Source organism: Pseudomonas laurylsulfatiphila (assembly GCF_002934665.1).
In the GTDB taxonomy this organism is placed as follows: Bacteria; Pseudomonadota; Gammaproteobacteria; order Pseudomonadales; family Pseudomonadaceae; genus Aquipseudomonas; species Aquipseudomonas laurylsulfatiphila.
The window spans coordinates 138,306-164,326 of sequence record NZ_NIRS01000008.1; the positions used below are offsets into that span (position 1 = coordinate 138,306).

The following is a 26,021-nucleotide window of genomic DNA, read 5'->3' on the forward strand; positions in this document are numbered from 1 at the left end:
ATTGGAATGCATTTCCCTGTGGGAGCGAGCCTGCTCGCGAAGAGGCCAGCTCACTCACTGCAAATCTCTTAAACCACCGCAGCCCGACGCTGCACAAAGCGGTCGACATACTCATCCGCCGGCGAGTGCAGGATCTCTCTCGGTGTGCCGACCTGGATCAGGCGGCCGTCCTTGAGGATCGCGATGCGGTTGCCGATGCGCACGGCCTCGTCGAGGTCGTGGGTGATGAAGACGATGGTCTTGTGCAGGGTCTTTTGCAGCTCCAGCAACTGGTCCTGCATCTCCGCACGAATCAGCGGATCAAGGGCACTGAACGCTTCGTCCATCAGGATGATGTCGGTGTCCGCCGCCAAGGCGCGGGCCAGGCCCACACGCTGGCGCATGCCGCCGGAAAGCTGATGCGGATATTTGTTTTCGTAGCCCTTGAGGCCCACGGTGTTGATCCAGTGCAGCGCACGCTCGGCGCACATGGCTTTGCTTTCGCCACGAATTTTCAGGCCGTAGGCGACGTTGTCCAGCACGCTCTTGTGCGGCAACAGGCCAAAGCTCTGGAACACCATGCTGATCTTGCGCCGGCGAAATTCGCGCAGAGCTTCCATGTCGTATTGCAGGATGTCCACGCCGTCCACCAGGATCGCGCCGCTGGTCGGATCGATCAGGCGGTTGAAGTGGCGTACCAGGGTCGACTTGCCGGAACCCGACAGGCCCATGATCACGAAAATCTCGCCGCTGCCGATACTCAGCGACAGGTCGTTCACGCCGACCACGCAGCCGGTTTCGGCCAGCACCTGATCCTTGGTCTTGCCCTGGCCGACCATGGCCAGCGCGTCCTTGGCACGGTTGCCGAAAATCTTGAAGACGTTCTTGACTTCGATCTTGCTCACGGTTGCGTTGTTCATTTGCTCACCTCATGCCGTGCACGACCGTACGCCTGTGTAATGCGGTCGATCACCACAGCCAGAATCACGATCGCCAGACCAGCTTCGAGGCCACGTCCGACGTTCAGGGTCTGAATCCCCACCAGTACGTCTTCACCCAGGCCACGGGCACCGATCATCGAGGCGATCACGACCATCGACAGGGCCATCATGGTGGTCTGGTTGATGCCCGCCATGATGCTCGGCAGGGCCAGCGGCAGTTGCACGCCGAACAGTTGCTGCCAGCGGTTGGCACCGAAGGCGTTGATCGCTTCCATCACTTCGCCGTCGACCTGGCGAATACCCAGATCGGTCAGGCGGATCAGCGGCGGCGCGGCGTAGATCACGGTGGCGAAAATCGCCGGGACCTTGCCCAGGCCGAACAGCATCAGCACCGGGATCAGGTACACGAAGCTCGGCATGGTCTGCATGATGTCCAGCAACGGCATCAGCACCGAACGCAGGCGATTGCTGCGTGCCGAGAGAATGCCCAGCGGAATGCCGATCAACACCGAAATGATCGTCGCCACCATCATCAGCGCCAGGGTCTGCATCAGCTTGTCCCAGAGGCCGACCGCACCCACCAGGAACAGCAGACCGACGATCACCGCCGTGGTCACGACTTTACGGGTCGCGTGCCAGGCCACGCCCGCCACGATCGCCAGCATCAGCCACCAGGGCGCTGCACGCAGCAGGCTTTCAAGATTGACGATGGCCCACAGCAGCGTATCGGAGATGTGCCGGAACACGTCGCCGTAGTTGGTGACCAGCGAATCGACCCAACCGTTGACCCAGTCGGCGATGGAAAAGGTAAAGCTTTCGGGAAACATAAGAGACTCTCAATCAAGGGGTTGCGATCAAGCATCCGACTGCCGTTGCCGGCAGTCGGAGAAGCCCAACCTACAAGGCCGCGTCGATTTTCTTGGCTGCGTCTTCGCTCACCCACGCGTGCCAGACTTCAGGATGTTCCTTCAAGAAGATCTTCGCCAGTTTTGGCGACTCGATCCGCTCTTTGGTCATGCGTCCCAGGTTCTGGTTCAGCAGGTCGATCGGCACGTTGACCTTTTCCAGCACGGCCACCAGTTCCGGGGCTTCGTCGTGGAAGGTCTTGGACAGGCCGACCTTGATGGTCACGGTCTTGTTCACGCCTGGTTTCTCTTCCAGCTTGACCACGTCGACCTGGCCCATCAGCGGGGTTGGCGACCAGTAGTAGAACAGGATCGGCTCGCCACGCTTGTAGCTCGACAGCACGGCGGCATCCAGCGCCGGGCCGGTGCCTGGGCGGAAGTTGGTGTAGGTGCTTTCCAGGCCGTAGCTCTTCAGCATTTCGCTGTTGTCCAGCTCACAGGTCCAACCGGCCGGGCAGTTGTAGAAACGGCCCTTGGACGGCTCTTCGGCGTCCTTGAAGATCGCCGAGTATTTGCCCAGGTCAGCAATGTTCTTCAGGTCCGGCGCCTTGGCTTCCAGCTTGCGCTTGGCGTCGCCTTCGATCACGTAGCGCGGCACGTACCAGCCTTCGATCGCACCCACCACCGGCGCGCCGACACCGACGACCTTGCCGGCCTTCTCAGCCTTGTTCCAGACTTCGCTGCGGCCGACCCACTCTTCGGCAAACACTTGAATATCGTTGCTGCTCAGGGCGTTTTCCATGGTGATGGAGTTACCCGGCAGGCTGTCGGTCTTGCAGTCGTAGCCTTTCTCCAACACGACTTGCATCACGTCGGTCAGCAGCATGGCGCTTTCCCAGTTCAAACCGGCGAATTTCACCGGTTTGCCCGACTCGCACCAACCCGCCGCCTGAGTGGCGCCAGCGCTGGCCAGCAGGCCCATGGAAAGCAATGTGGTCAGCAGGGTCTTGTTCGATTTCATTGTTTTGACGCTCCTAATCATGAATTGGCTTACGGCAGTCAAGAGGCATCCAGCCCTGTCCACGTCCAATCAGGCCTGCGCCGCAGCGCGACCGACATTCAGCTTTTGTTCGGTGATCGCGTCCTGCTCGACCGGCAGGATCAAACGATCAGGCACTGTGCCGTGCCATTTTTTCGCACACAGGTAATACAGGGCTGCGGGAATCACCAGACCGATGATCCAGGAAATATCCACATCACCCAGGGCCGCCACCAGCGGACCGGTATAGAACTTGGTGGAGATGAACGGCAGCTGCACCAACACGCCGAACACATAGACGCTGATACCGAGAAGGTTCCAACGACCGTAGCGACCTTTTGGATCGGCCAGCGCCGGCACGTCATAGCGCTCGCGAGTGATGCAGTAGTAGTCCACCAGGTTGATCGCACTCCATGGCGTGAAGAACGCCAGCAAGAACAGGATGAAGGACTTAAACGCACCGAGGAACGAGTGCTGGCCGAGCAACGCCATCAGGGTCGCAGCACCGACGATGACCAGCACGAAAACCAGACGCTGCAAGCGCGTGACTTTCAGGTCTCCACGGAAACCGCTGATGATGGTCGCGATGCACATGAAGCTGCCGTAGGAGTTCAGTGTGGAAATGGTGACCTTGCCGAACGCGATGCTGAAGTACAGCAGCGCAGCGGTGGCACCGGTACCACCCAGACCAACAATGTAGGCCACTTCGTGGCCGGCGAATTGCCCGTTGGCCGAAGCGGCAGCGAACACGCCGAGGACCATCGCCACCTGTGCACCAATGACCGAACCTGCGCCTGCGGCAAAAAAAGTTTTCACCGAGGAAATCTTGCTCGGCAGGTAGCGAGAATAGTCAGCCACATAAGGGCCGAAGGCGATCTGCCAGGACGCTGCGAGCGACACCGCGAGCAAGAAGCTGCTCCAGCTGAAGTGGCGGATTTGCAACAGAGCGCCAACATCAACCTGGCTCATCAGACGGCTGAACAGATAAACAAAGGCAATCACGCCAATGACGCTGGCCACACGGCCGATCCAATGGATCACCCGATAACCGAGCACCGTGACCAGCACGATGACACTGGCGAAAAGGAGGATACCGACGGTGTCGCTGACGCCAAACAACTGGCCCAGCGCCTGGCCGGATAACACGGTTCCCGTAGCGGTGAAGCCCAGGTACATCAAGCAGACCAGCACGATCGGGATGGCCGCGCCGTACACGCCGAACTGTACCCGGCTGGAAATCATCTGCGGCAGGCCAAGCTTGGGGCCTTGCGCCGCATGCAGGGCCATCACGCCGCCGCCGAGCAATTGCCCGATCAGCAGGCCGATCAGCGACCAGAACACATCACCGCCCAGCACCACGGCGAGCGCCCCGGTGACAATCGCGGTGATTTGCAGGTTGGCACCCATCCACAGGGTGAACTGGCTAAACAGACGACCGTGTCTTTCCGCTTCCGGGATGTAGTCGATCGAGCGTTTCTCGATCAACGGTTTGTTGCCTGCACGTTCGCTGTTAACAGCCATGGTTCAACCTCTATGGATTGTTATTCGATGTTGGTAAGCCCCCTGTAGGAGCTGCCGCAGGCTGCGATCTTTTGATCTTCGGCGTCAGCAATGACGCCAAAAGATCGCAGCCTGCGGCAGCTCCTACAGGGGCAAGCATTACTTGCCGGTAATCATCGGCAGGTTCAGCCCTTGTTCCTTGGCGCAGTCGATGGCGATCTGGTAACCGGCATCGGCGTGACGCATAACGCCAGTGGCCGGGTCGTTGTGCAGCACGCGAGCGATACGCTCGGCCGCTTCGTCAGTACCGTCGCAGACGATCACCATGCCCGAGTGCTGGGAGAAGCCCATGCCGACGCCACCGCCGTGGTGCAGGGACACCCAGGTCGCGCCGCTCGCGGTGTTGAGCAGGGCGTTGAGCAGTGGCCAGTCGGACACGGCATCGGAACCGTCTTGCATCGATTCGGTTTCGCGGTTCGGGCTCGATACCGAGCCGGAGTCCAGGTGGTCACGACCGATCACGATCGGCGCGGACAGCTCACCGCTACGCACCATTTCGTTGAACGCCAGGCCCAGCTTGGCGCGCAGGCCCAGGCCAACCCAGCAGATACGTGCCGGCAGGCCCTGGAAGCTGATGCGCTCGCGCGCCATGTCCAGCCAGTTGTGCAGGTGGGCGTCGTCCGGGATCAGCTCTTTTACTTTAGCGTCGGTCTTGTAGATGTCTTCTGCGTTGCCCGACAGCGCAGCCCAACGGAACGGGCCGATACCGCGGCAGAACAGCGGACGGATGTAGGCCGGTACGAAGCCTGGGAAGTCGAATGCGTTTTCCACGCCTTCTTCCTGGGCCATCTGACGGATGTTGTTGCCGTAGTCGAAGGTCGGCACGCCCATTTTCTGGAAGTCCAGCATCGCCTTGACATGCACGGCCATCGATTGCTTGGCAGCCTTGATCACAGCGGCAGGTTCAGTCTTGGCGCGAGCGCGGTACTGGTCCCAGGTCCAGCCGGCCGGCAGGTAACCGTTGAGCGGGTCGTGGGCGCTGGTCTGGTCGGTGACCATGTCCGGGCGCACGCCGCGCTTGACCAGTTCCGGCAGGATTTCAGCCGCGTTACCCAGCAGCGCGATGGAGATCGCCTTGCCTTCTTTGGTGTACTTGTCGATACGCGCCAGCGCGTCGTCGAGGTCTTTGGCTTGCTCATCGACATAGCGGCTTTTCAGACGGAAATCGATGCTGACCTGCTGGCATTCGATGTTCAGCGAGCAGGCACCGGCCAGGGTTGCAGCCAGAGGCTGGGCACCGCCCATGCCACCGAGACCGGCGGTCAGGACCCACTTGCCCTTGAGGTTGTCGTTGTAGTGCTGGCGACCGGCTTCGACGAAGGTTTCGTAGGTACCCTGGACGATGCCCTGGCTGCCGATGTAGATCCAGCTGCCGGCAGTCATCTGGCCGTACATGGCCAGGCCTTTGGCGTCCAGTTCGTTGAAGTGTTCCCAGCTCGCCCAGTGCGGCACCAGGTTGGAGTTGGCGATCAGCACGCGCGGGGCGTTGGCGTGGGTCTTGAACACGCCGACCGGCTTGCCGGATTGCACCAGCAGGGTTTCGTCTTCGTTGAGGTTGGTCAGGCTTTCGACGATCTTGTCGTAGCATTCCCAGTTACGGGCGGCGCGACCGATACCACCGTAAACCACCAGTTCCTTAGGGTTCTCGGCGACTTCCGGGTCGAGGTTGTTCATCAGCATGCGCAGCGGCGCTTCGGTCAGCCAGCTCTTGGCGGTCAGCTTGTTACCGCGTGCGGCACGGATTTCAACGTCACGAAACTTAGTAGGTTTAATGTCAGTCACGAAAAAGACTCCTCAGCAATCAATCCAAACCAACCCAGGCAGTGGGCGAGCAAGCCAATGGGCATCAGTGCACACCGGCGAATCAGTGGACGATGGTTGAGTCCTCGTGACTCATACACATACGTCTTTACTTGTACATACAAGCATATGCAATCAAGCGGCCAACTTGTTGGATGAGCATTCAAGAAAAATTCTGAAACGGCTGGAGAGCGCTTGGAACAAGGGTTCCGGGGAAGATGAAATTTTTTTCGGGAGATTTTTGTGGCGAGGGGACTTTGTTACTTGAGCGGGGTTTTGCGCCACACTGGGGCGTTCGGTAACAAAGTGGTGCGCATTCGGGAACGCTGAAAAGAAAAAGATCGCAGCCTTCGGCAGCTCCTACGGGGGATGGTGTCTACCCTGTAGGAGCTGCCGAAGGCTGCGATCTTTTGAAAACCCGGAATCAGCGTGCGGACAGCTCAATCACGCAGCATGGGCCGTTGACGGAGATTTCCAGCAGGCCAGTGTTACCGTCGAGTTGCAGGCAGTCATGGCGACCCAATTGCTGGGCACTGTTACCGACCTTCACTTCCAGCGCTTCGCTGATGCCGAACACCAACACCGTGCCCGCCGAACTGAAAAACCGCTGCTCGCCCGACAACCACTGCAACCGCGCGCTATAACGCTGCGGCGCGTAAATCAGGTTGAAATCGCGGATCGGACCACCGAGCAATGTGCAGGACACCTTGCTTTCACCACTGAAGGCAAACGGGTCCAGCGGTAACAGTGGCCGTGTGTTCTGGCCATCCACCGTCAGGGTCATGCCGTCGCCCTGCAACACGGTGATGATCCGCTCATAACCGGCGAACGTGGAAAACCCGCCCGATTCGCCAATGTCGGCAATCGACAGGCGCCAGCCAAACCCATCCAGGCCGGTGCCGGCATCGCGGGTGATTTCTTCGGTGCTGCCGCCGCCGTTTTTCCATGGCATGCGCGGGTAATCGACCGCACGTAAAACTTTCAGACTGCTCATTTATGGCTCTCTATTTATGAAACCGACCTTCCAGACGATGACGGGAACCGGGGTGGATCAAGCGAGCGGCGGTCACCGGCTGGCGGCCGGACCAGGTGCGGCGACGGATCAGCAGGCACGGCTCGCCTTTTTCAATCTGTAGCAATTTGCATTCGGACGGCTCGGCCAGGATCGCCTCGACCACGTGCTCGCCTTCGGTCAGCGGCGCGACCTGGTTCAGGTAGGCGTAGGGCGTTTGCAGGGTGAAGTCCTGCTTGAGGTAATCCGGCGCCACCAGCGCATTGACGAAACGGTCTTCGATCTGCACCGGAATATCGTTTTCGAAATGCACGATCAGCGAATGGAACACCTTCTGCCCTTCGCGCATGTCCAAGGCCAGGGCGCGCTCGGAGCCGGCGGCCTCTTCTTCAAGGGTGATGACCGTACAGGTATGGCGATGACCGCGAGAAGCGATTTCGTCAGCGATGTTGTGCACTTCGAACAGCGCGGACTGGCTTTTCGGCTCGGCGACGAACGTACCGACGCCTTGCATGCGCACCAACAGACCATCGGCGGTCATCTCGCGCAGCGCGCGGTTGATGGTCATGCGGCTGAAGCCCAACTGGCTGACCAGCTCGCTTTCCGACGGAACGCGGTAGTGCGGCGGCCAGTTTCCGCTGTCGATTTGCTGGGTGATCATTTGTTTGACGCGGGCGTACAAGGGCGCCGGACTGTCGCCCATGTTCGCGGCCAACGGAGAGACTGGAGGCGGAGTCGGCACGGTTAATCCTTGGTCGTTTAGTTGATGTCGCTAGCTTGCCGGAGTTTACCGGGCAGGCAAACGTCTGTATATGTATATACAAATAACACACGATGGGGTGCTGAACCATGTCCGCCTTCTTTGCCGAACGCGCGCTGCTGCCTAGTGGATGGGCCAACAATGTACGTCTTGAGGTCAGCGCCGATGGCGTATTGACCCATATCCAGGCCGATTCTCATGCAGATGGCGCCGAGCGGTTGAGCGGTCCGCTGCTGCCTGGCATGCCGAACCTGCACTCCCACGCCTTCCAGCGGGCCATGGCCGGGCTGGCGGAAGTGGCGGGCAATCCGAACGACAGTTTCTGGACCTGGCGCGACCTGATGTATCGCCTCGTCGGAAAAATCAGCCCGGAGCAACTCGGCGTCATCGCCCGTCAGCTGTACATCGAAATGCTCAAGGCCGGTTACACCTCGGTGGCGGAATTTCATTACGTACACCACGACATCAGCGGCCAACCTTATGCCGACCCGGCCGAACTGGCCCTGCGTATCAGCCAGGCAGCAGGTTCCGCGGGCATCGGCTTGACCCTGTTGCCGGTGCTCTACAGCCACTCCGGTTTCGGTGGCCAGACTCCGAACGAAGGCCAGCGCCGCTTCATCAACAGCACCGAAAACTACCTCAAGCTGCAATCGCGCCTGCAACCGGTCCTGGCGCAGCAACCGGCGCAAGCCCTGGGCCTGTGTTTCCACTCGCTGCGCGCGGTCACACCGCAGCAGATCAGCGAAGTGCTGGCAGCCAGCGACAAGCAGTGCCCGGTGCACATCCACATCGCCGAGCAGCAGAAAGAAGTCGACGACTGCCTGACCTGGAGTGGTCGTCGTCCGCTGCAATGGCTGTACGAAAACGTCGATGTCGATCAACGCTGGTGCCTGGTCCACGCGACCCACGCCAACCCGGAAGAAGTCACGTCGATGGCCAAGAGTCGCGCCATCGCCGGTCTTTGCCTGACCACCGAAGCCAACCTCGGCGACGGGATCTTCCCGGCGGTGGACTTCCTCGCCCAGGGCGGCCGCATGGGCATCGGTTCCGACAGCCATGTGTCATTGAGCGTGGTGGAAGAATTGCGCTGGCTGGAATACGGCCAGCGTTTGCGCGACCAGCGGCGAAATCGTTTGTATGGCGCGGATCAGCCGATGGTCGGCCGCACGCTGTTTGATGCCGCGCTGGATGGCGGCGCCCAGGCACTGGGCCAGCCGATTGGCGCGCTGGAAGTCGGCAAGCGCGCCGACTGGCTGGTACTGGACGGCAGCGATCCGTACCTGGCAACAGCCAGCGGCGACGGGATTCTCAACCGCTGGCTGTTTGCCGGTGGGGATCGTCAGGTGCGGGATGTGCTGGTCAATGGCAAGTGGGTAGTGCGTGATGGGCGCCATGCTGACGAAGAGGAAAGCAATCGGGCCTTCACCCAAGTCCTACGCGAACTCCTGGGCTGATACAAAACCCGTAGGAGCTGGCTTGCCAGCGATAGGGCCATCAGAATCAACATCAATGTTGCCTGACAGTCCGCTATCGCTGGCAAGCCAGCTCCTACAAATGTATTGCGATCAGTTCGAGGTCTTGGCCATCTGCTGTTCCGACGCCCGCCAGATCAACCGGGTGGTGTCATAACCCTGCTGACGCGCCTTGCTCAGCAGTTCCTCACGCACCACTCCGTTCACGGTCGGCGTGCGCGACAACAGCCACAAATATTTCCGGCTCGGATCACCGACGATGGCGGTCTTGTAGTCATCGCTGACGTACAGCACCCAGTACTCGCCCTTCGCCGTACCCGGGATCAGCCTGGAAAACCAGGTATCGAACTCGACCTTCAGCTTGTCGTTCTTGCCCGGCACCTCCGGATAAGCCGTGCCCTTGACCTCTTCCCATTGCCACTGCGCTGTCAGGCAGCGGTTCAATACCGCGACGTTGCCATCGGGTTTAAGCGTGTAATGGGCTTCGGATTGCGCGCAGTCGCGCTGGAAGTACATCGGCAGACGGGCCAACTCGTACCAGGTGCCCTGGTAGCGCTTGAGGTTGACGCTGTTGGCCGTCTTGGGCGCCAAGGCGTCCTGGCCAGACGTGGCACAGCCAGCCAACACCAGGCCGGCAAAAAGGATGATCAATAACCGCTTCATTATTTTTCTCCCGTGGGCGATCGCCCCGGTTTACTTCAGGCCTTGGCCGGAAAACATCAGCACTTTGTCACCGGCGAACTGCACGCTGATAAAGCTGTTCTTGTCGCCCCAGGTGCAACTGGACATGCCGAGCGCGCCTGAACAATCGGCGGGTTTGCCCAACAGGGTTTCCACATCGGCCTTGGCCATGCCGGCCGAGAGCTTCGAGTAGTTTTCCTGATTGACCTTGCTGCAGGCAGCGAGCAATACGCAGAACGAAAGCAGGGCGATGGAACGCAGCGACATGGTGAAACTCCGGGGGGCGTAGGGGATTGGCATGGCTGCCAAGCTGAACCTTAGAAGAGAAAACCCCTGTGAGGTTCCGTGCCCGGCAGGCTATTTATCGGGCCACTCGTCTGCCTTTTGCCGAAAATCAGCCACTTTCCTGGTTCACCAAGCATTTCGTCGTTTTTCAGAAAAATCCGCCTAATCTTTGGCGCCGTTCAGTCGACATAAATGCAACGCAATGCCACGTCGGTGGCATTTGCTCCCCCATTTTGTAGAACAGCCCCTCTGCGGTAGCTCATCCCATGACCAGAAACATGAAGTTCAGCCACAAGATCTTGCTGGCTGCCGCCCTCGTGGTGGCCGTCGCATTCGCTTGTTTCATCCTGTTCAACGACTATCGCCAGCGCGAAACCCTGCGCAACAGTACCGAAGCCTCGATGCAGGAACTCGGCAGCCTGACCACCAGCAACATCCAGACCTGGCTGGAAAGCCGCATGCAGTTGCTGCAATCGATGGCCCAACAGGTCAGCGCCGATGGCAATGCCCCCGCCGGCCTGAAACGGATCATCGACCTGCCCGCCTACACCGGCAACTTCCAGCTGAGCTACTTCGGTGGCGCCGACGGCGTGATGTTCTCGGTCCCGGCGGGCAACCGTGCGGCGGACTACGACCCACGTGCCCGTGGCTGGTACAAAGCGGCCAATAGCGCACAAAAGACCATCGTCACCGAACCGTATATCGCTGCGTCCTCCGGCAAACTGGTGATCACCGTGGCCACCCCGGTGCAGCACCAGGGCCAGATGATCGGTGTCGCCGGTGCCGACATCGATTTGTCCAGCGTCAGCGCGATCATCAACTCGCTGAACTTCGGTGGCCACGGTCATGCGTTCATCGTCGGCGCCGACGGCAAGATCCTGATTCACCCGGACAGCAAGCTGGTGCTCAAGAGTCTGGCCGAGGCCTATCCGAGCGATACGCCGAAAGTCAGCCCGGGCCTGAAAGAAGTCGAGATCGACGGCAAGCGCCAGTTCATCTCCTTCACCCACGTCAACGGCGTGCCATCGGCGGACTGGTACGTCGCACTGGTGCTCGATCAGGAAACGGCGTTCTCGATGCTCAGCGAATTCCGCACCTCGGCGATCATCGCCATGGTGATCGCCGTAGTGATCATCATTGCCCTGCTGGGCATGCTGATCAGCCTGCTGATGCAGCCGCTGCTGACCATGGGGCGCGCCATGCACGACATCGCCGAAGGCGAAGGTGACCTGACCAAACGCCTGACCATTCACGGTCACGACGAATTTGGCGCGCTGGGGCTATCGTTCAACCGCTTCGTCGAACGCATTCACACCTCGATCATCGAAGTGGCCTCGGCCACCGGGCAGGTCAACGAAGTAGCGCTACGGGTAGTGGCTGCGTCGAACTCGTCGATGTACAACTCCGACCAGCAAGCCTCGCGCACCAGCAGCGTGGCCGCGGCGATCAACCAGCTCGGCGCCGCCGCCCAGGAAATCGCGCAGAACGCCGCCCTCGCCTCGCAGCACTCCAGCGACGCCCGCAGCCTGGCCGAAGATGGCCAGCAGGTGGTGGATAAAACCATCGCGGCGATGCAGCAGTTGTCGGCGAAGATCAGCGACTCGTGCGGCAACATCGAAACCCTCAACAGCAACACGGTCAACATCGGGCAGATCCTGGAAGTGATCACCAGCATCTCCCAGCAGACCAACCTGCTGGCGCTCAACGCCGCCATCGAAGCGGCCCGCGCCGGTGAGGCCGGTCGCGGTTTTGCCGTAGTGGCCGATGAGGTACGCAACCTCGCTCATCGCACCCAGGATTCAGCGCAGCAAGTGCAGACGATGATCGAAGAGCTGCAAGTCGGCGCCCGCGCAGCAGTGGGCATCATGACCGACAGCCAGCGCCAGAGCGAAAGCAGCGTCGGCATCGCCAACCAGGCCGGCGAACGCCTGGGCAGCGTGACCCAGCGCATCGGCGAGATCGATGGCATGAACCAGTCGGTCGCCACCGCCACTGAAGAACAGACGGCCGTGGTGGAGTCGATCAACGTCGACATCACCGAGATCAACACGCTGAACCAGGAAGGCGTGGAGAACCTGCAGGCGACCTTGCGTGCGTGTGCCGATCTTGAGCAGCAGGCGGCGCGGTTGAAGCAATTGGTGGGTAGTTTCAGGATTTAAAAGCATCGCTGGCAAGCCAGCTCCTACAGGTTTTGCGCAACGACACACCCCCTGTAGGAGCTGGCTTGCCAGCGATAGCAACACCGCCAATCCGAACCGCTAGAACCGTGACCCTGGCCTCGACAGAAACGCCAATTCCTCAGCCGTAGACGCCCTTCCCAACACCGCATTGCGATGCGGAAACCGTCCAAACTGCGCAATCACTTTCTGATGCCGCTCGGCATAGTCCTGGTAATCGCTGAACAGTGCCCGATCGCTCTCCGGCTGCTGCGCCACCAATTCGATATAGCGCGAGACGCCTTCGTTCTGCACCGCCAGGTTCTCGCTATGCTCGAACACCAGGTAGATGAACACCCGCTGAATCGGCTGCAACTGCCGGTCGAAATCCGCGGCAATGCCTTGCGCCACCAGTGTCTGAGCCCTGATGTCACCGGAAAAAGCCTTGGGAGAATCGCGAAAGATCATTCGCGGGAGTTGATCGAGCAACAGCACCAGGGCCAGCCAACCTTCGGGACGTTGCATCCACTCGGTCAATCCGCCGGCCAGTGCCTGCTCGACCCAGTCCCCGAAACGCTCACGCGCTTCGAGGTCCTGGCTGTCGCGCTTGCCGAACCACAACCTGCCCTTCTGCGCCGCCACTTCGCTCGCTGACCCGGAACTTCCGAACCACCAATCAAGCAACGGCTGCCAGGGCGCGGTCATGGTTTATTCCTTGTGGTAAGCCGTGACGCGGGCCACTTCTTCTTTCGAACCGAGGAACACTGCCACACGCTGGTGCAGGCCTTCCGGCTGGATGTCGAGGATACGCTGGTGACCGTCGGTGGACGCGCCGCCCGCCTGCTCCACCAGGAACGACATCGGGTTGGCTTCGTACATCAGGCGCAGCTTGCCCGGCTTGGACGGCTCGCGGCTGTCACGTGGGTACATGAACAGACCGCCGCGGGTCAGGATGCGGTGCACGTCGGCTACCATCGCGGCGACCCAGCGCATGTTGTAGTTCTTTTTCAACGGGCCCTCATCGCCTGCCAGCAATTCGCCGACGTAGCGCTGTACCGGCGCTTCCCAGTGACGCTGGTTGGACGCGTTGATGGCAAATTCCTGGGTGCTTTCAGGAATGGTGATGTTTTCGTGGGTCAGTACGAAACTGCCCATTTCACGGTCCAGGGTGAAGCCTTTCACGCCGTCGCCCAGGGTCAGGATCAGCATGGTCTGTGGACCGTAGATCGCGTAACCGGCGGCCACTTGCTGGGTGCCTGGCTGCAGGAAGGCCTTTTCATTCAAAGGTTCGTTCTGGCTCAGGTATTCGTTCGGGCAACGCAGTACCGAGAAGATAGTGCCGACCGGAGCGTTGATGTCGATGTTCGACGAACCGTCCAGCGGATCGAATACCAGCAGGTACGCGCCTTTCGGGTATTTGCCCGGGATCTGGTAGGCGTTGTCCATTTCTTCGGACGCCATGCCGGCCAGGTGACCGCCCCATTCGTTGGCTTCGAGCAGGATTTCGTTGGAGATCACGTCGAGCTTCTTCTGCACTTCGCCCTGGACGTTTTCAGTGCCCATGCTGCCCAGTACACCACCCAGGGCGCCTTTGGACACGGCGTGGTTGATCTCCTTGCAGGCACGCGCCACCACTTCGATCAGGAAGCGCAGATCGGCAGGAGTGTTGTTGCTGCGGGTCTGCTCAATCAAATAGCGACTCAAGGTAACGCGGGACATGGAAGGCTCCGGTGGAATGGGGGGCTAAAAACCCGCGCAGTTTAACGCGAGTCGGGGCGCATTTCCTCCTATCAGACGTGATCCGCCGAAGAGAGTTCATGCGCGGGGTTCAGCGTAGATGGAAATGGGCGAGTGTGAGCTTGCAAACAGAGGTCATTTCGGCACTTTTATTGACTGAGCGAACGCTTTCGCGAGCAGGCTCGCTCCCACAAGGACAGCGCTGTACCTGTGGGAGCGAGCCTGCTCGCGATTGGGTGCGCAGCACCCACGGTCAGGATTTGGCAGAAGGCTTGCGCAGCAGACTGAACGCCATCGCCGCCAGGAACACCACGCAGAGCAGCAACACCGCCCACAACCCGAACTTCTTCCAGTGGGTGTCGATCGGCGCAGATGTAGCGCCTGCCGACGGCTGCGTAGCTGCCGCCCCGACATCCACCATGGCCCGGCCCAGGGTCGCCAGCTTCTCCGGGCTGTAATCCGGAATCAGCGTCGACAGCGGCAAGTTCGCCGCTTTCGCCGTCGCGTTCCCCACCACCAGCGTGTAAGGCCCCGGCCCACGTGCCAGAAACACCAGTTGCGTGGCGCGCATGGCAAACTTCAGCGTCGGCGCCTGATCACCCAGACCGCCGCCGCGTTCGTCCACGGTCAGTTTCAATTGCTGGACGATTTGCCCAGACAACTGCAATTGGTTTTGCACCACGTCCTCACCATTCTGCGTCAGGCGATAGAGCAAACCACTGCCCAACGGCTGCCATGGCAGGCTGCTGTCGCGCCGACCGGCCAGGCTCACCGGCGCCAGGCTGTTGGGTTGGCTCAACCCGACCTGCACCCGCTCGACATTCAGCCCCATCGGCAACTGCCAGGTGTATACCCCCGCCTTCTCGGTGCTGCCGGTCAACGCCTGGGACCAGACCAACGGCAGCGGCAGGCTGCGGGTATTGGCGCTTTGCAGTTGCGCCGAAGTCAGTGTCGGCGCCGAATGCGGTGTGATCCACAGCAAACGCAGGTAGCGCGCCGACTGACCCGGCAGGTTGACCTCATGCTGTTCGACCCGCTCATCGGAAAAGGTCAGGCGCGCCACCTGCCCTTCGCCCCAGGACTGCCAATGTTGCAGATCATCGCTGGCTTCAACGGTGAAACGCTGGAAGCCGTCGCGCTCGCTGGTCCAGTCGAGAATCAATTGCTGCAATGGTGCCTTGATTGAGGAAGCGTCGAGCAACCAGCCGCGCAGCTCCTCCTCACCCGGCTCCAGCTGACTGGTGGGCTGCACCTCGACCAAGGTGCCATTGGCGCTCGATTGCACCCGCACGCTCGGTGCGGTTTCAGTGGCGTCCTCCGAGTTGTACAGCGCAAACCGCTTCACCTCGGTCAGGGTGCGCGTTTCACTGCTCTGCGCAGACTCCCGGGCCAGGGCGTACGCCTGAACATCACCGACGGCATTGAACACCCGCAGGTCGCTCAGGTCGGCCTTGCGCGCACTCAATTGCACGCTCAACGGCAGTTCAAGACGATACCAAGGGCCTTCGCCCGCGACCAACAAAGGCACTTGGGTGGTGAAGTCCGCCGGTTTTTCCTGGGCGACCGCCGACAACACCACACCCATGGCAACAATGCCCAGCCAACCCAGGTTCAGCTTCTGACTCAAGACGACACTCCTTGTGATTCCGGGACCGGTTTGCCGGTATCCGGCACAGTTTCGGCGCGCTTGGGCGGTAGCGGAGCGAAATAACCCACCACCAGCAGCAACACGCCGACACCGATAAACGAAACGATCCGCGCCAGCCCGCCGCGATTGCTCAACTCGACAAAAAACAGCTTGGCCACGACCACGCCAATCAAGGCCGCACCGATCAGCCAGACTTCGCGACGGCGACGCAAATGGCCGCCGATCATCAGGCTCAGGGCCATCAAGGTCCAGACAATGGACAGGCCGGCTTGCACCCGCATCGACTCCAGCAACGGATCCAGCTCGAACGGCACCCCGCTCCAATGGTGCGCCGTGCGCATCACCAACGCCGTAAAGAACACGAACAACGAGGCACCTGCGACCCCTTGCGTGGCGATGGCGGCGTAATCCTTGCGGACAGCCAGTTGGGGCATGGCGCTGCGGGACCAGACATAGACGCCGAACAACGCAAACAACAGGCCCAGCTCCAGCGGGTTGATCAATGGCACGTAAGGCAGTGGTTCGGCGTTGCCCTCACTGGCGATATTCGCCAGCCAGAACCAACCGAGCATCAGCAAGGCCAGCGGCGCGGCGGCGTACACGCGGTATTCCCGAGGATAGGCCGACACTGGCCAAGGCCATGGGCGAGGTGCTGCCATCAACACCAGATACAGGCTTGGCAGAATCGCCCAGCCCAACCAGCGCCAGGCGTTGTATTGCTCGGACAACACCAGCAAGGCGTAACGCAGTTCCAGCGCCAGCACGCCCATCAACAGCCAACAGCCGAGCACATGGGCGACACTCAGCACGGGCGCTGGCAGCATCGTTGCCAAGCGTCGCAGGGACATGAAATGCACGACGAACACGGTGGCCCACGCCAGCCAGCCAAAGTTGGCCGCCGGGTGATAACGCGAGTGCCAGGCCGCGAGCAGCACCAGCGCCGCAGCGGGAATCAACACCGTGCCGAGTCCCGCCAGTGACGGCCATTTCAGGCGCAGCGCCAATACCGTCCACAGTGCAACACTTACGGCAGTGATGCCCAACAACAACCTCGCCTGCATTGACTGCGGCGCAAAATGCAGCACTTCGATAACCCAGGCCAGCGCCCACCAACCCGCGCCCCACACCAGCAACGCCTGGGACAATCGCAACAGACTCAGCCCTCTGAACGCGGTGAACGAATGGCCGATCTGCAAACGCCAGGCCCCCACCATCGCGGCCAGCCCCAGCACCAGCGGCGCCCAGAACCCGCCATGGGCCAGGGGCTGCAGACCGTCACTGAACTGCGGCCCGGCCGTCAGGAACAGCGCGCCACCCAACAGTTGCACAGCGAGCGCAGTGAACACGAACGTGCGCGATTGCAGGTGCAAGCCAACAAACAACGTGAGTGCCCCGGCCAAGGCCCAGCTGATCACCGTGCCGTGGCTGAAGAAAAACAAGGGTGCCAGCAAATAGAGAAATGCCAGCCCGAGACAAGCCAATACCGGCACGCCTTTGAGCTCCCATGGCCTGATCTGCTCCGGCGAGGCTTTGCGCAATTGGTAGAAGCTGAACAGCAACGCGACGCCCAGCAATAGCGTGCCCAACGGTACACCGCCGAGCAGGCTGCTCTCGCTGTCGTGCAGCTCGCTGAGAAACGCCAGCGCCGCCCCCAATTGCAGCAGCAAGGCAAAGGCCCGGCCCAGGGGCCTTTGTTGGCGCAGACCGAGCCAGAAGATCCCCGCGCCTTCCACCGCCCATGCCGCCGTCGTCCAACGTGCATCGAGCCCCAGCGGTATCGCCAGGCTGGCGAAGATCACGCCCAGGACCAGGCAGGTTTCTCCCAACAACAGCGTGCGCCCGGCCATCAGCCAACGGGCAAGCCCCATGTAAATCATACCCATTGCCAAGGCACTGAATGCAGCAGCGAATTCCAGATGCTGCACCAGCGCGAACTGCAAGCCGAAACCCGCCAGTGGCGGACCGAACAACAGCGTGCCGTCGACGTAGTCACCCTTGCGCGCCGACCAGCGCAGCAGTGCTTCGCGACTGCCGTCTGCGGGTGTATCGCCCATCTCCATCAATCTACGCCGGGCGAACAGCAGACCAATGGCCACGTACATCAGGAAAAACAAAATCAGAAACGGCTCGGTGCTCCACAACAGCTCCGGCGAGTAGGAGCGCAGGCCCCAGGCGAATCCGATGCCGAAGGTGCCGGTGAAGCCGATGACATTCAACAGCCGCCAGGCCTTGAACCAGGCGATGGCGAAGATGCCGGCATTGAGCAGGGTAAAGTAGCTAAACAGTGCGACATGGCTGCCGGCGCCGGTGGAGGCCAGGATGGGCGCGGCGAATCCGCCCAGTGCGGCCGCGGCGGCCAGCCCCAGGGAGTCCTGGGCAATGGCGAGAATCGCCGAACAGACCGTCACCGCCACCAGCAGGCCAAACGCCGCCGAGGGATCGAGTAGCGGATGCAGGCGCATCGCGGCAAACACCGTCAGGTACAACACGGCGATCCCGGCGCCCTGCAGGATCAACGCGTAACTGCTGTTGCGGGTCCTCAACCACCAGCCCAGCCCGAGCAACCCCAGTGCAGCTGCCGCAACGCCTGCGTAGCGCAACTCAAGCGGCACCACCATGCCTTCGGTGGCGTAACGCAGCAGAAAGGCCAGACCGAGGAACAGCAGCACCACGCCGACCCGCAACACGGTATTGCCGCCGAACAACCAGGCGCGGGCGCGACTAATGGCGCGGTCGATGAGATTCGGGCCACGCGGGGAGCCAGGTGATTGTGCTTCGCGAACGGACGGCTCGGGTTTCCAGGCATCAGCGGCCGGACCACCGATTTCGCTGGCCGCTGCCTGGATTGGCTCGAGTTCGGGCGGCAGTTCCCAGATCAACTCCGTGGCTGCGGCAGGGGCTTCATCAAGGAAGGTTTCAGGTGAGACAAGCGGTTCGCGGGTTTCCGGCACCTTGACGCCCGATGCTTCGAGCAGCGTCAGCCGTTGCTCGACCGCTTGCAGGGCTACCTGCGCCTGCTCCAGCAAACGCCGCTGCTCGACGGCCTGCGAGTCCATGCGAGCCAAGCGAAGGGCCTGGCCGATACCCAATCCGAGTAACGCGCCCAGCAGCGCATCGCTGAATGACTCGTCGAGTATCCAGCCGAGCACCAGCCCTATCAGCATGAACATCCATTGCATGGTCGATATCCCTAAGCGCAATCCAGAAAGATTAGCGTAACCAGCGCCCAAAAGATCGCAGCCTTCGGCAGCTCCTACACCCATCCTGTAGGAGCTGCCGAAGGCTGCGATCTTTTCCGGCCCGCCAGTATATCCACCTGCCTGAAGACTTACTCCAGCGCCTTCCAGATTTCCGTGGCGTACTCGCGAATGGTCCGGTCCGACGAGAACCAGCCCATCCGCGCCGTGTTCAACACCGCTGAACGCCACCACTCCTTCGAATCGTGCCAATGGGCTTCGACGCGCATCTGCGCGTGCCAGTAGGAATCGAAGTCGGCGCAGACCAGAAAGCGGTCGTAGTCCACCAGCGAATCGATCAACCCGCTGTAACGGGACGGATCATCCGGCGAGAACACCCCGCCACGAATCGCTTGCAGCACATCGTTCAGGCGATGGGACGCGGCGATGTCCGGTACGGCACTGAACTCATGGTTCTGCTTGCGCGCCTCCACCTGTTGCGCGCTGAGGCCGAAGATGAACATGTGCTCGGCACCGATGCGGTCGCACATCTCCACGTTGGCCCCGTCCAGGGTGCCGATGGTCAGCGCGCCGTTCAGGCCGAACTTCATGTTACTGGTGCCTGACGCTTCGAAACCGGCGGTGGAGATTTGCTCGGACAAATCCGCCGCCGGAATGATGCTCTCCGCCAGGCTGACGTTGTAGTTGGGCAGGAACACCACTTTGAGCAAGCCGCGCACGGTGGGATCGTTGTTCACCACCCGGGCGATGTCGTTGGTCAGCTTGATGATCAGTTTGGCCTGGTGATAACTGGCAGCTGCCTTGCCGGCGAAGATTTTCACCCGTGGCACCCAGTCGATTTCAGGTTCGGCACGAATCGCTTGGTACAACGCCACGGTGTGCATCAAGTTGAGCAACTGGCGTTTGTATTCGTGGATACGCTTGACCTGCACGTCGAACATCGCCGCCGGGTTGACCGCCACTCCCAACCGCTCATGAATCAGGAACGCCAGGGCTTTCTTGCTATGCAGGCGTTGCTCGGCGAACGCCTTGCGGAACGCGCTTTTCTCGGCAAACGGCTCGAGGGCGAGCAAACGCTCTTCCGGGTTGTCCAGCACCTCGGGGCCCAGGGCATCGACCAGCATCGAGGTCAGCTCGGGGTTGGCCTGATACAGCCAGCGGCGGAAGGTAATGCCATTGGTCTTATTGTTGATTCGCTCCGGGTACAGCTTGTGCAGTTCGGAGAACACCGTCTTGCGCATCAGTTGCGTGTGCAAACCGGACACGCCATTGACGCTGTGGGAGCCGAGAAACGCCAGGTTGCCCATGCGCACCCGACGACCGTTGTCTTCCTCGATCAGCGACACCGCGCGCAGCACGTCGAAGTCGTGGATGCCTTTGGCCCGCAGGGAGTCGATATGGTGGGCGTTGATCAGGTAAATGATCTGCATGTGCCGCGGCAACATGCGCTCCATCAAGCCGACCGGCCAGGTTTCCAACGCTTCGGGCAGCAAGGTGTGGTTGGTGTAGGACAGCGTGTCGACGGTGACCTGCCACGCCGCATCCCATGCCACGTCATAGACGTCGACCAGTTGCCGCATCAGTTCAGCCACGGCAATCGAGGGGTGGGTGTCGTTGAGCTGGATCGAGGCGTGATCGCCCAGGGTCAGCACCGAGGTGTGCATGTTGCGATGGCGGCGCAGCAGATCCTGCAATGAAGCGGCGACGAAGAAGTACTCCTGACGCAGGCGCAACTCTTGGCCGGCCTCGGTGCTGTCCGCCGGGTACAGCACCCGGGAGATACTTTCGGCCCGGGCCACTTCGGCCACGGCACCCAGGTGGTCACCGGCGTTGAAACGCTCCAGGTGCAGATCTTCCAATGCGCGGGCGCGCCACAGGCGCAGCGTGTTGACGCTCGCCCCGCGCCAGCCGACCACCGGCGTGTCGTAGGCAATCGCCCGCACGGTTTCCGCCGGGGACCAGACTTGCCGGGATTTGCCGGTGTCGTCGGTCAGGGTCTCGACACTGCCGCCGAAACCGATGGTGTAGACCACTTCCGGCCGCTCGAACTCCCACGGGTTGCCGAAATCCAGCCAGTGTTCGGTCTGCTCCTGCTGCCAGCCGTCGACAATCGCCTGGCGGAACAACCCGTGTTCATAGCGGATGCCATAGCCATGACCGGCGATGCCGAGGGTCGACATGCTTTCCAGGAAACACGCCGCCAGACGCCCGAGGCCGCCGTTGCCCAGGGCCGCATCAGGTTCCAGCAGACGGATGCGCTCAAGGTCGACGCCAAGTTCGGTCAGGGCTTCGCGCGCCACGTCGAGCAGGCCGAGGTTGCTCAGGCTGTCGAACAGCAGTCGGCCGATGAGGAACTCCAGGGAAAGGTAATAAACGCGCTTCTGACCTTTGCGGTAGATCTGCCGCGTGTGGTCCATCCAGTGCTCGACCATGTGATCCCGCGCGGCCAGGGCGATGGCTTCGAACCAGTCATGGTCGAAGGCGTGATCCGGGTCTTTGCCCACTGCATAAGTGAGCTTGGTCAAGACGGCGTCGCGGAATGCGGCCACCTCTGCTTCGCGAACAAGTGGTTCTTGAGTCATCGATAGGACCTCGAGCGAGCTTGGAGTTGTCTGAGCCTAGTCGGTCTGACAGGCGGTAGAGGCTCTGGTTCGGCAGTTTTTCCTGTAAGTGCGAATCGGGTCGGCAATACATTGTCGAGTACCTGATTCAATGCAGGGGCCGTGCCGGATTAGCGGTTTATTGGCCGGTAGTGAAAAAATCTGGCGAAAGGTTGTTCAAAAATCCACCAGTCCCGGTATGATCGCGCGCCCTGATGCACACGCTGGTAACAAACGATGATGAAGCCGAACCTGATCGCTGCCGCAGAGATCGACCGCCTCGATACCTGGGCCAAGTACTCTGCCCCGATGTGCGGCTCGTGCATGTCCAGCTGCTGCACCCTGCCCGTCGAGGTCAAGATCAAGGACCTGATCCGCATCGGCGTGGTCGACGAGTTCGAGCTGGGCGATCCGCCGAAGAACATCGCCAAACGTCTGCAAAAGGAAGGTCTGGTCGAGCGTTTCAACCAGAAGTCAGGAATCTTTACCCTCCAGCGCATGAGCAACAACGATTGCCTGTACCTGGATCGTAAGAGCCGTCTGTGCACTATTTATGATAAGCGCCCGGATACTTGCCGCAATCACCCAAAAATCGGCCCGCGGCCGGGGTATTGCGCGTACAAGCCGAAGGAAGTGGAGCGCGAGCGGAATTCTCGATCGATCGAGCGGTTCTGATACTTCCTGACATTTTCGGTGGCAGATCGGCCGCCTTCGCGAGCAGGCTCGCTCCCACAGGGGTTCTTTGGTGTTCACACAGTTTGTGGTTCACCTCGAACACTGTGGGAGCGAGCCTGCTCGCGATGGGGCCGGCACAAACACCGCATAAATCCCAGATAAACAAAAACGCCCCCGGCCTTTCGACCGGGGGCGTTTTCGTTCAGCCGGGGCTAGATCTTATGCCTTGGCTTTCTTGGCTGCGCGGGTACGCTCGCTTTCGTCCAGGATCTTCTTGCGAAGACGGATGGACTTAGGAGTCACTTCACACAGCTCGTCGTCCTGGATGAATTCCAGAGCCTGTTCCAGGGTGAAGCGAACAGGTGGAACCAGAGCGATGGTTTCGTCTTTACCCGAAGCACGCATGTTGTCGAGCTTCTTGCCCTTGGTAGGGTTGACGCCCAGGTCGTTGTCACGGCTGTTCAGACCAACGATCTGACCGTTGTAGATTTCCTGACCGTGTTCTACGAACAGCTTGCCACGCGCCTGCAGGGTTTCCAGGGAGTAGGTCAGTGCCTTGCCGGTTTCAACCGAAACCAGAACGCCGTTCTGACGGCCGGACATGTCGCCGGACTTCATCACGTCGTAACGGTCGAAGATCGAGGTCAGGATGCCAGCGCCGTTGGTCAGGGTCAGGAACTGGTTACGGAAACCGATCAGACCACGAGCAGGGATGTTGTATTCCAGACGTACACGGCCCTTGCCATCCGGCACCATGTTGGTCAGGTCGCCCTTACGCAGACCCATCTCTTCCATCACCTTGCCCTGGGATTCTTCCGGCAGGTCGATGGTGACGTTTTCGAACGGTTCGTGCTTCACGCCGTCAACCAGACGGATGATCACTTCCGGACGGCCTACAGCCATTTCGAAGCCTTCGCGACGCATGGTTTCGATCAGTACCGAGAGGTGCAGTTCGCCACGGCCGGAAACCTTGAACTTGTCAGCCGAGTCGCCTTCTTCAACGCGCAGTGCAACGTTGTACAGCAGCTCTTTGTCCAGACGTTCCTTGATGTTACGGGAAGTCACGAACTTGCCTTCTTTACCGCAGAATGGCGAGTCGTTTACCTGGAAGGTCATGGAAACGGTTGGCTCGTCGACGGTCAACGGCTTCATCGCTTCAACGGTGTCCGGGTGGCACAGAGTGTCGGAGATGAACAGCGAGTCCATACCGCTGATGCACACGATGTCGCCTGCAGCAGCTTCTTCAACGTCTACACGGTGCAGACCGTGGTGACCCATCAGCTTCAGGATACGACCGTTACGCTTCTTGCCGTCGGCGCCGATAGCCACAACCGGGGTGTTCGGCTTGACGCGACCGCGAGCGATACGGCCAACGCCGATAACACCCAGGAAGCTGTTGTAGTCCAGTGCGGAGATCTGCATCTGGAACGGACCGTCACGGTCGACTTTCGGCGCAGGTACGTTGTCGACGATCGACTGGTACAGCGGGGTCATGTCTTCAGCCATTTCGGTGTGGTCCAGACCGGCAATACCGTTCAGGGCCGAGGCGTAGACGACTTTGAAGTCCAGCTGTTCTTCGGTGGCGCCCAGGTTGTCGAACAGGTCGAAGATCTGGTCCAGAACCCAGTCCGGACGCGCGCCTGGACGGTCAACCTTGTTGATGCACACGATTGGACGCAGGCCGGCTTCGAAAGCCTTCTTGGTCACGAAACGGGTTTGCGGCATAGGGCCGTCTTGAGCGTCAACCAGCAGCAGAACGGAGTCGACCATCGACATTACGCGTTCAACTTCGCCGCCGAAGTCGGCGTGGCCCGGGGTGTCCACGATGTTGATGTGGTAGCCGTTCCAGTTGATGGCGGTGTTTTTCGCCAGAATGGTAATACCGCGCTCTTTTTCCTGGTCGTTGGAGTCCATCACGCGCTCGTCGTTGAGCTCGTTGCGCTCCAGGGTGCCGGATTGACGCAGGAGTTTGTCTACCAGGGTGGTTTTACCATGGTCAACGTGGGCAATGATGGCGATGTTGCGTAGATTTTCGATCACTTGTGTATCTCGATCAGAGGATTCGGTGTGCTGACAAGTCTTGGCAGCGATTAACAGTAGCGTCCGTGAAAGCCGTTACAGCTTGACGGTGGCGTCGGGGGGCCGGTGACGCAGGCCACAGGCAAACAGCCCCGGGCACTTAGCTCGGTCGATAAACGCGCACATTGGCATGCCCCTCACTGAGCAAATGGTGGGCATGCAGGCGACTCATCACGCCTTTGTCGCAATACAGCAGGTACTGGCGAGTAGGGTCCAGTTCCTTGAAACGAGCGTTCACTGCATAAAACGGCATCGTTTGTACCTCGATGCCAGCGAGTTCCAGCGGGTCGTCTTCAGCGGCATCCGGGTGACGGATGTCGATGACGATCTGACCGGCCAGCGCTTCGCTGACTTCTTCAATCTGCAAGTCCTGGCCCAATTCGTCGATCACGCGATCGATCGGCACCAGCTTGGCGTTTTCGAGCGCACGCTCGAGCACCGCCATATCGAATTCTTTCTCTTCGTGCTCGACACGGTAGCGCTTGGCCGCGGTCTTCGGATTGACCGAGATGACGCCGCAGTATTCCGGCATGTGCCGGGCGAAATCGGCGGTGCCGATTTCGTTGGCCGTGTCGATGATGTCCTGCTTGTGCGCGACGATCAGTGGACGCAAGACCAGTTTGTCAGTCACGCAATCGATCACCGACAGGTTCGGCAACGTCTGACTCGACACCTGGGAGATCGCCTCACCCGTGACCAGTGCGTCGATGTGCAGTCGATCGGCAATCCGGGACGAAGCGCGCAACATCATACGCTTCAATACTACGCCCATATGACTGTTATCGACTTTGCCGAGAATTTCGCCCAGCACTTCCTCGAACGGCACACTGACAAATAGCACGCGTTGGGAGCTGCCGTACTTCTTCCAGATGAAATGCGCGACTTCCATGACGCCCAGTTCGTGGGCACGTCCGCCCAGGTTGAAGAAGCAGAAATGCGCCATCAGGCCGCGGCGCATGATCTGGTAGGCCGCCACGGTGGAATCGAAGCCACCGGACATCAGCACCAGCGTCTGCTCCAGGGCGCCCAGCGGATATCCGCCGATGCCGTTGTGCTGGCTGTGGATCACGAACAACCGTTGGTCGCGAACTTCGATGCGGACTTCGATTTCAGGCTTTTTCAGGTCGATCCCGGCGGCACCACACTGACGGCGCAACTGGCTGCCGACATATTTTTCGATATCGATCGAACTGAATGGGTGCTTGCCGGCACGCTTGCAACGCACCGAGAAAATCTTGCCGGCCAGTGCATCACCGTAGTGCTGCTTGCACTTTTCAACGATGTCGTCGAAATCACCCAGCGGGTACTCGTCGATTTGCAGGAAGTGCGCGACGCCCGGCATACAGCTCAGGCGCTCGCCCATCTCCTTCAGGGCCTTGGGGTCGCTGACGCGGGTTTCCAGCTCGAGGTTGTCCCACACACCGTTCACCACCACGGCCGGGTCCAGATCGCGGAGCACGGCACGGATGTTCTTGGCCAATTGGCGGATGAAACGCATCCGTACCGGGCGGCTCTTGATGGTGATCTCGGGGAAGACTTTTACGATTAATTTCAT

General features: G+C 60.5%; 19 protein-coding genes and 1 pseudogene. 4 read left to right on the forward strand and 16 right to left on the reverse strand.

Features of this window, described 5'->3' with window-relative positions:
* Window positions 1–68: 68 nt before the first annotated feature.
* The 7 genes from CD175_RS27100 to hutC all read right to left on the reverse strand — a co-directional run bounded on the left by CD175_RS27100 (window position 69) and on the right by hutC (window position 7,879).
* Entirely contained in the window at window positions 69–899 is an 831-nt protein-coding gene (locus CD175_RS27100; RefSeq protein ID WP_007975542.1) for a quaternary amine ABC transporter ATP-binding protein, read from the reverse strand.
* Complete coding sequence (locus tag CD175_RS27105; RefSeq protein WP_103396924.1) at window positions 896–1,747, reverse strand: ABC transporter permease; 852 nt, start codon at window positions 1,745–1,747, stop codon at window positions 896–898. Before CD175_RS27105 ends, CD175_RS27100 begins: the two co-directional genes overlap by 4 nt.
* Window positions 1,748–1,817: 70 nt before the next feature.
* The gene (locus tag CD175_RS27110; protein WP_104451133.1) at window positions 1,818–2,786 is read right to left on the reverse strand and encodes an ABC transporter substrate-binding protein; all 969 of its coding nucleotides are present in this window, start codon (window positions 2,784–2,786) and stop codon (window positions 1,818–1,820) included.
* Window positions 2,787–2,855: 69 nt separating this feature from the next.
* Window positions 2,856–4,325 (reverse strand): purine-cytosine permease family protein, encoded by a 1,470-nt coding sequence (locus tag CD175_RS27115; RefSeq protein ID WP_104451134.1) that lies wholly within the window; start codon window positions 4,323–4,325, stop codon window positions 2,856–2,858.
* 138 nt (window positions 4,326–4,463) lie between these two features.
* Entirely contained in the window at window positions 4,464–6,146 is a 1,683-nt protein-coding gene (gene hutU, locus CD175_RS27120; RefSeq protein WP_104451135.1) for a urocanate hydratase, read from the reverse strand.
* A 442-nt stretch (window positions 6,147–6,588) separates the two neighbouring features.
* Complete coding sequence (locus tag CD175_RS27125) at window positions 6,589–7,158, reverse strand: HutD/Ves family protein (protein WP_104451136.1); 570 nt, start codon at window positions 7,156–7,158, stop codon at window positions 6,589–6,591.
* Between the two features lie 10 nt (window positions 7,159–7,168).
* Window positions 7,169–7,879 (reverse strand): histidine utilization transcriptional repressor HutC, encoded by a 711-nt coding sequence (hutC, locus tag CD175_RS27130; protein WP_205886360.1) that lies wholly within the window; start codon window positions 7,877–7,879, stop codon window positions 7,169–7,171.
* 146 nt (window positions 7,880–8,025) lie between these two features.
* Between hutC and CD175_RS27135 the strand changes: the two genes are divergently transcribed.
* Entirely contained in the window at window positions 8,026–9,390 is a 1,365-nt protein-coding gene (locus CD175_RS27135; protein ID WP_104451138.1) for a formimidoylglutamate deiminase, read from the forward strand.
* A gap of 111 nt (window positions 9,391–9,501) precedes the next feature.
* Here the strand turns inward: CD175_RS27135 and CD175_RS27140 are convergent, their stop codons facing one another.
* Both CD175_RS27140 and CD175_RS27145 read right to left on the reverse strand, forming a co-directional pair.
* Window positions 9,502–10,071: a lipocalin family protein gene (locus tag CD175_RS27140; protein WP_104451139.1), complete on the reverse strand. Its 570-nt coding sequence runs from the start codon at window positions 10,069–10,071 to the stop codon at window positions 9,502–9,504.
* A 30-nt stretch (window positions 10,072–10,101) separates the two neighbouring features.
* The gene (locus CD175_RS27145) at window positions 10,102–10,356 is read right to left on the reverse strand and encodes a hypothetical protein (RefSeq protein ID WP_007975531.1); all 255 of its coding nucleotides are present in this window, start codon (window positions 10,354–10,356) and stop codon (window positions 10,102–10,104) included.
* A gap of 296 nt (window positions 10,357–10,652) precedes the next feature.
* Between CD175_RS27145 and CD175_RS32195 the strand changes: the two are divergent.
* Together CD175_RS32195 and CD175_RS32200 are read left to right on the forward strand one after the other, a co-directional pair.
* Window positions 10,653–11,675, forward strand: a pseudogene (locus tag CD175_RS32195) (HAMP domain-containing protein); the annotation flags it as partial.
* Between the two features lie 93 nt (window positions 11,676–11,768).
* The gene (locus tag CD175_RS32200; protein WP_371317842.1) at window positions 11,769–12,533 is read left to right on the forward strand and encodes a methyl-accepting chemotaxis protein; all 765 of its coding nucleotides are present in this window, start codon (window positions 11,769–11,771) and stop codon (window positions 12,531–12,533) included.
* Between the two features lie 99 nt (window positions 12,534–12,632).
* Here the strand turns inward: CD175_RS32200 and CD175_RS27155 are convergent, their stop codons facing one another.
* The 5 genes from CD175_RS27155 to CD175_RS27175 form a co-directional block, all read right to left on the reverse strand.
* Window positions 12,633–13,235, reverse strand: a complete 603-nt coding sequence (locus CD175_RS27155; protein WP_104451141.1) for a DUF924 family protein — start codon at window positions 13,233–13,235, stop codon at window positions 12,633–12,635.
* Between the two features lie 3 nt (window positions 13,236–13,238).
* Window positions 13,239–14,249 carry a class 1 fructose-bisphosphatase gene (locus tag CD175_RS27160; protein ID WP_057397179.1) on the reverse strand — a complete coding sequence of 337 codons (1,011 nt, stop codon included), beginning with the start codon at window positions 14,247–14,249 and terminating at the stop codon, window positions 13,239–13,241.
* Window positions 14,250–14,520: 271 nt separating this feature from the next.
* Complete coding sequence (locus tag CD175_RS27165; RefSeq protein ID WP_104451142.1) at window positions 14,521–15,894, reverse strand: DUF3999 domain-containing protein; 1,374 nt, start codon at window positions 15,892–15,894, stop codon at window positions 14,521–14,523.
* Window positions 15,891–19,094, reverse strand: coding sequence for a DUF2339 domain-containing protein (locus CD175_RS27170; RefSeq protein ID WP_104451143.1), 3,204 nt, complete (start codon window positions 19,092–19,094; stop codon window positions 15,891–15,893). Before CD175_RS27170 ends, CD175_RS27165 begins: the two co-directional genes overlap by 4 nt.
* 149 nt (window positions 19,095–19,243) lie before the next feature.
* Complete coding sequence (locus CD175_RS27175; protein WP_104451144.1) at window positions 19,244–21,694, reverse strand: glycogen/starch/alpha-glucan phosphorylase; 2,451 nt, start codon at window positions 21,692–21,694, stop codon at window positions 19,244–19,246.
* A 255-nt stretch (window positions 21,695–21,949) separates the two neighbouring features.
* On the opposite strand from CD175_RS27175, the gene CD175_RS27180 reads away from it, so the two are divergent.
* On the forward strand, window positions 21,950–22,387 hold the full coding sequence (locus CD175_RS27180; RefSeq protein ID WP_007970630.1) for a YkgJ family cysteine cluster protein: 438 nt from the start codon (window positions 21,950–21,952) through the stop codon (window positions 22,385–22,387).
* A gap of 219 nt (window positions 22,388–22,606) precedes the next feature.
* On the opposite strand, the gene typA is transcribed toward CD175_RS27180, so the two are convergent.
* Together typA and thiI are read right to left on the reverse strand one after the other, a co-directional pair.
* On the reverse strand, window positions 22,607–24,427 hold the full coding sequence (gene typA / locus CD175_RS27185) for a translational GTPase TypA (protein WP_007970631.1): 1,821 nt from the start codon (window positions 24,425–24,427) through the stop codon (window positions 22,607–22,609).
* Between the two features lie 139 nt (window positions 24,428–24,566).
* Window positions 24,567–26,021 carry a tRNA uracil 4-sulfurtransferase ThiI gene (gene thiI, locus CD175_RS27190; RefSeq protein WP_104451145.1) on the reverse strand — a complete coding sequence of 485 codons (1,455 nt, stop codon included), beginning with the start codon at window positions 26,019–26,021 and terminating at the stop codon, window positions 24,567–24,569.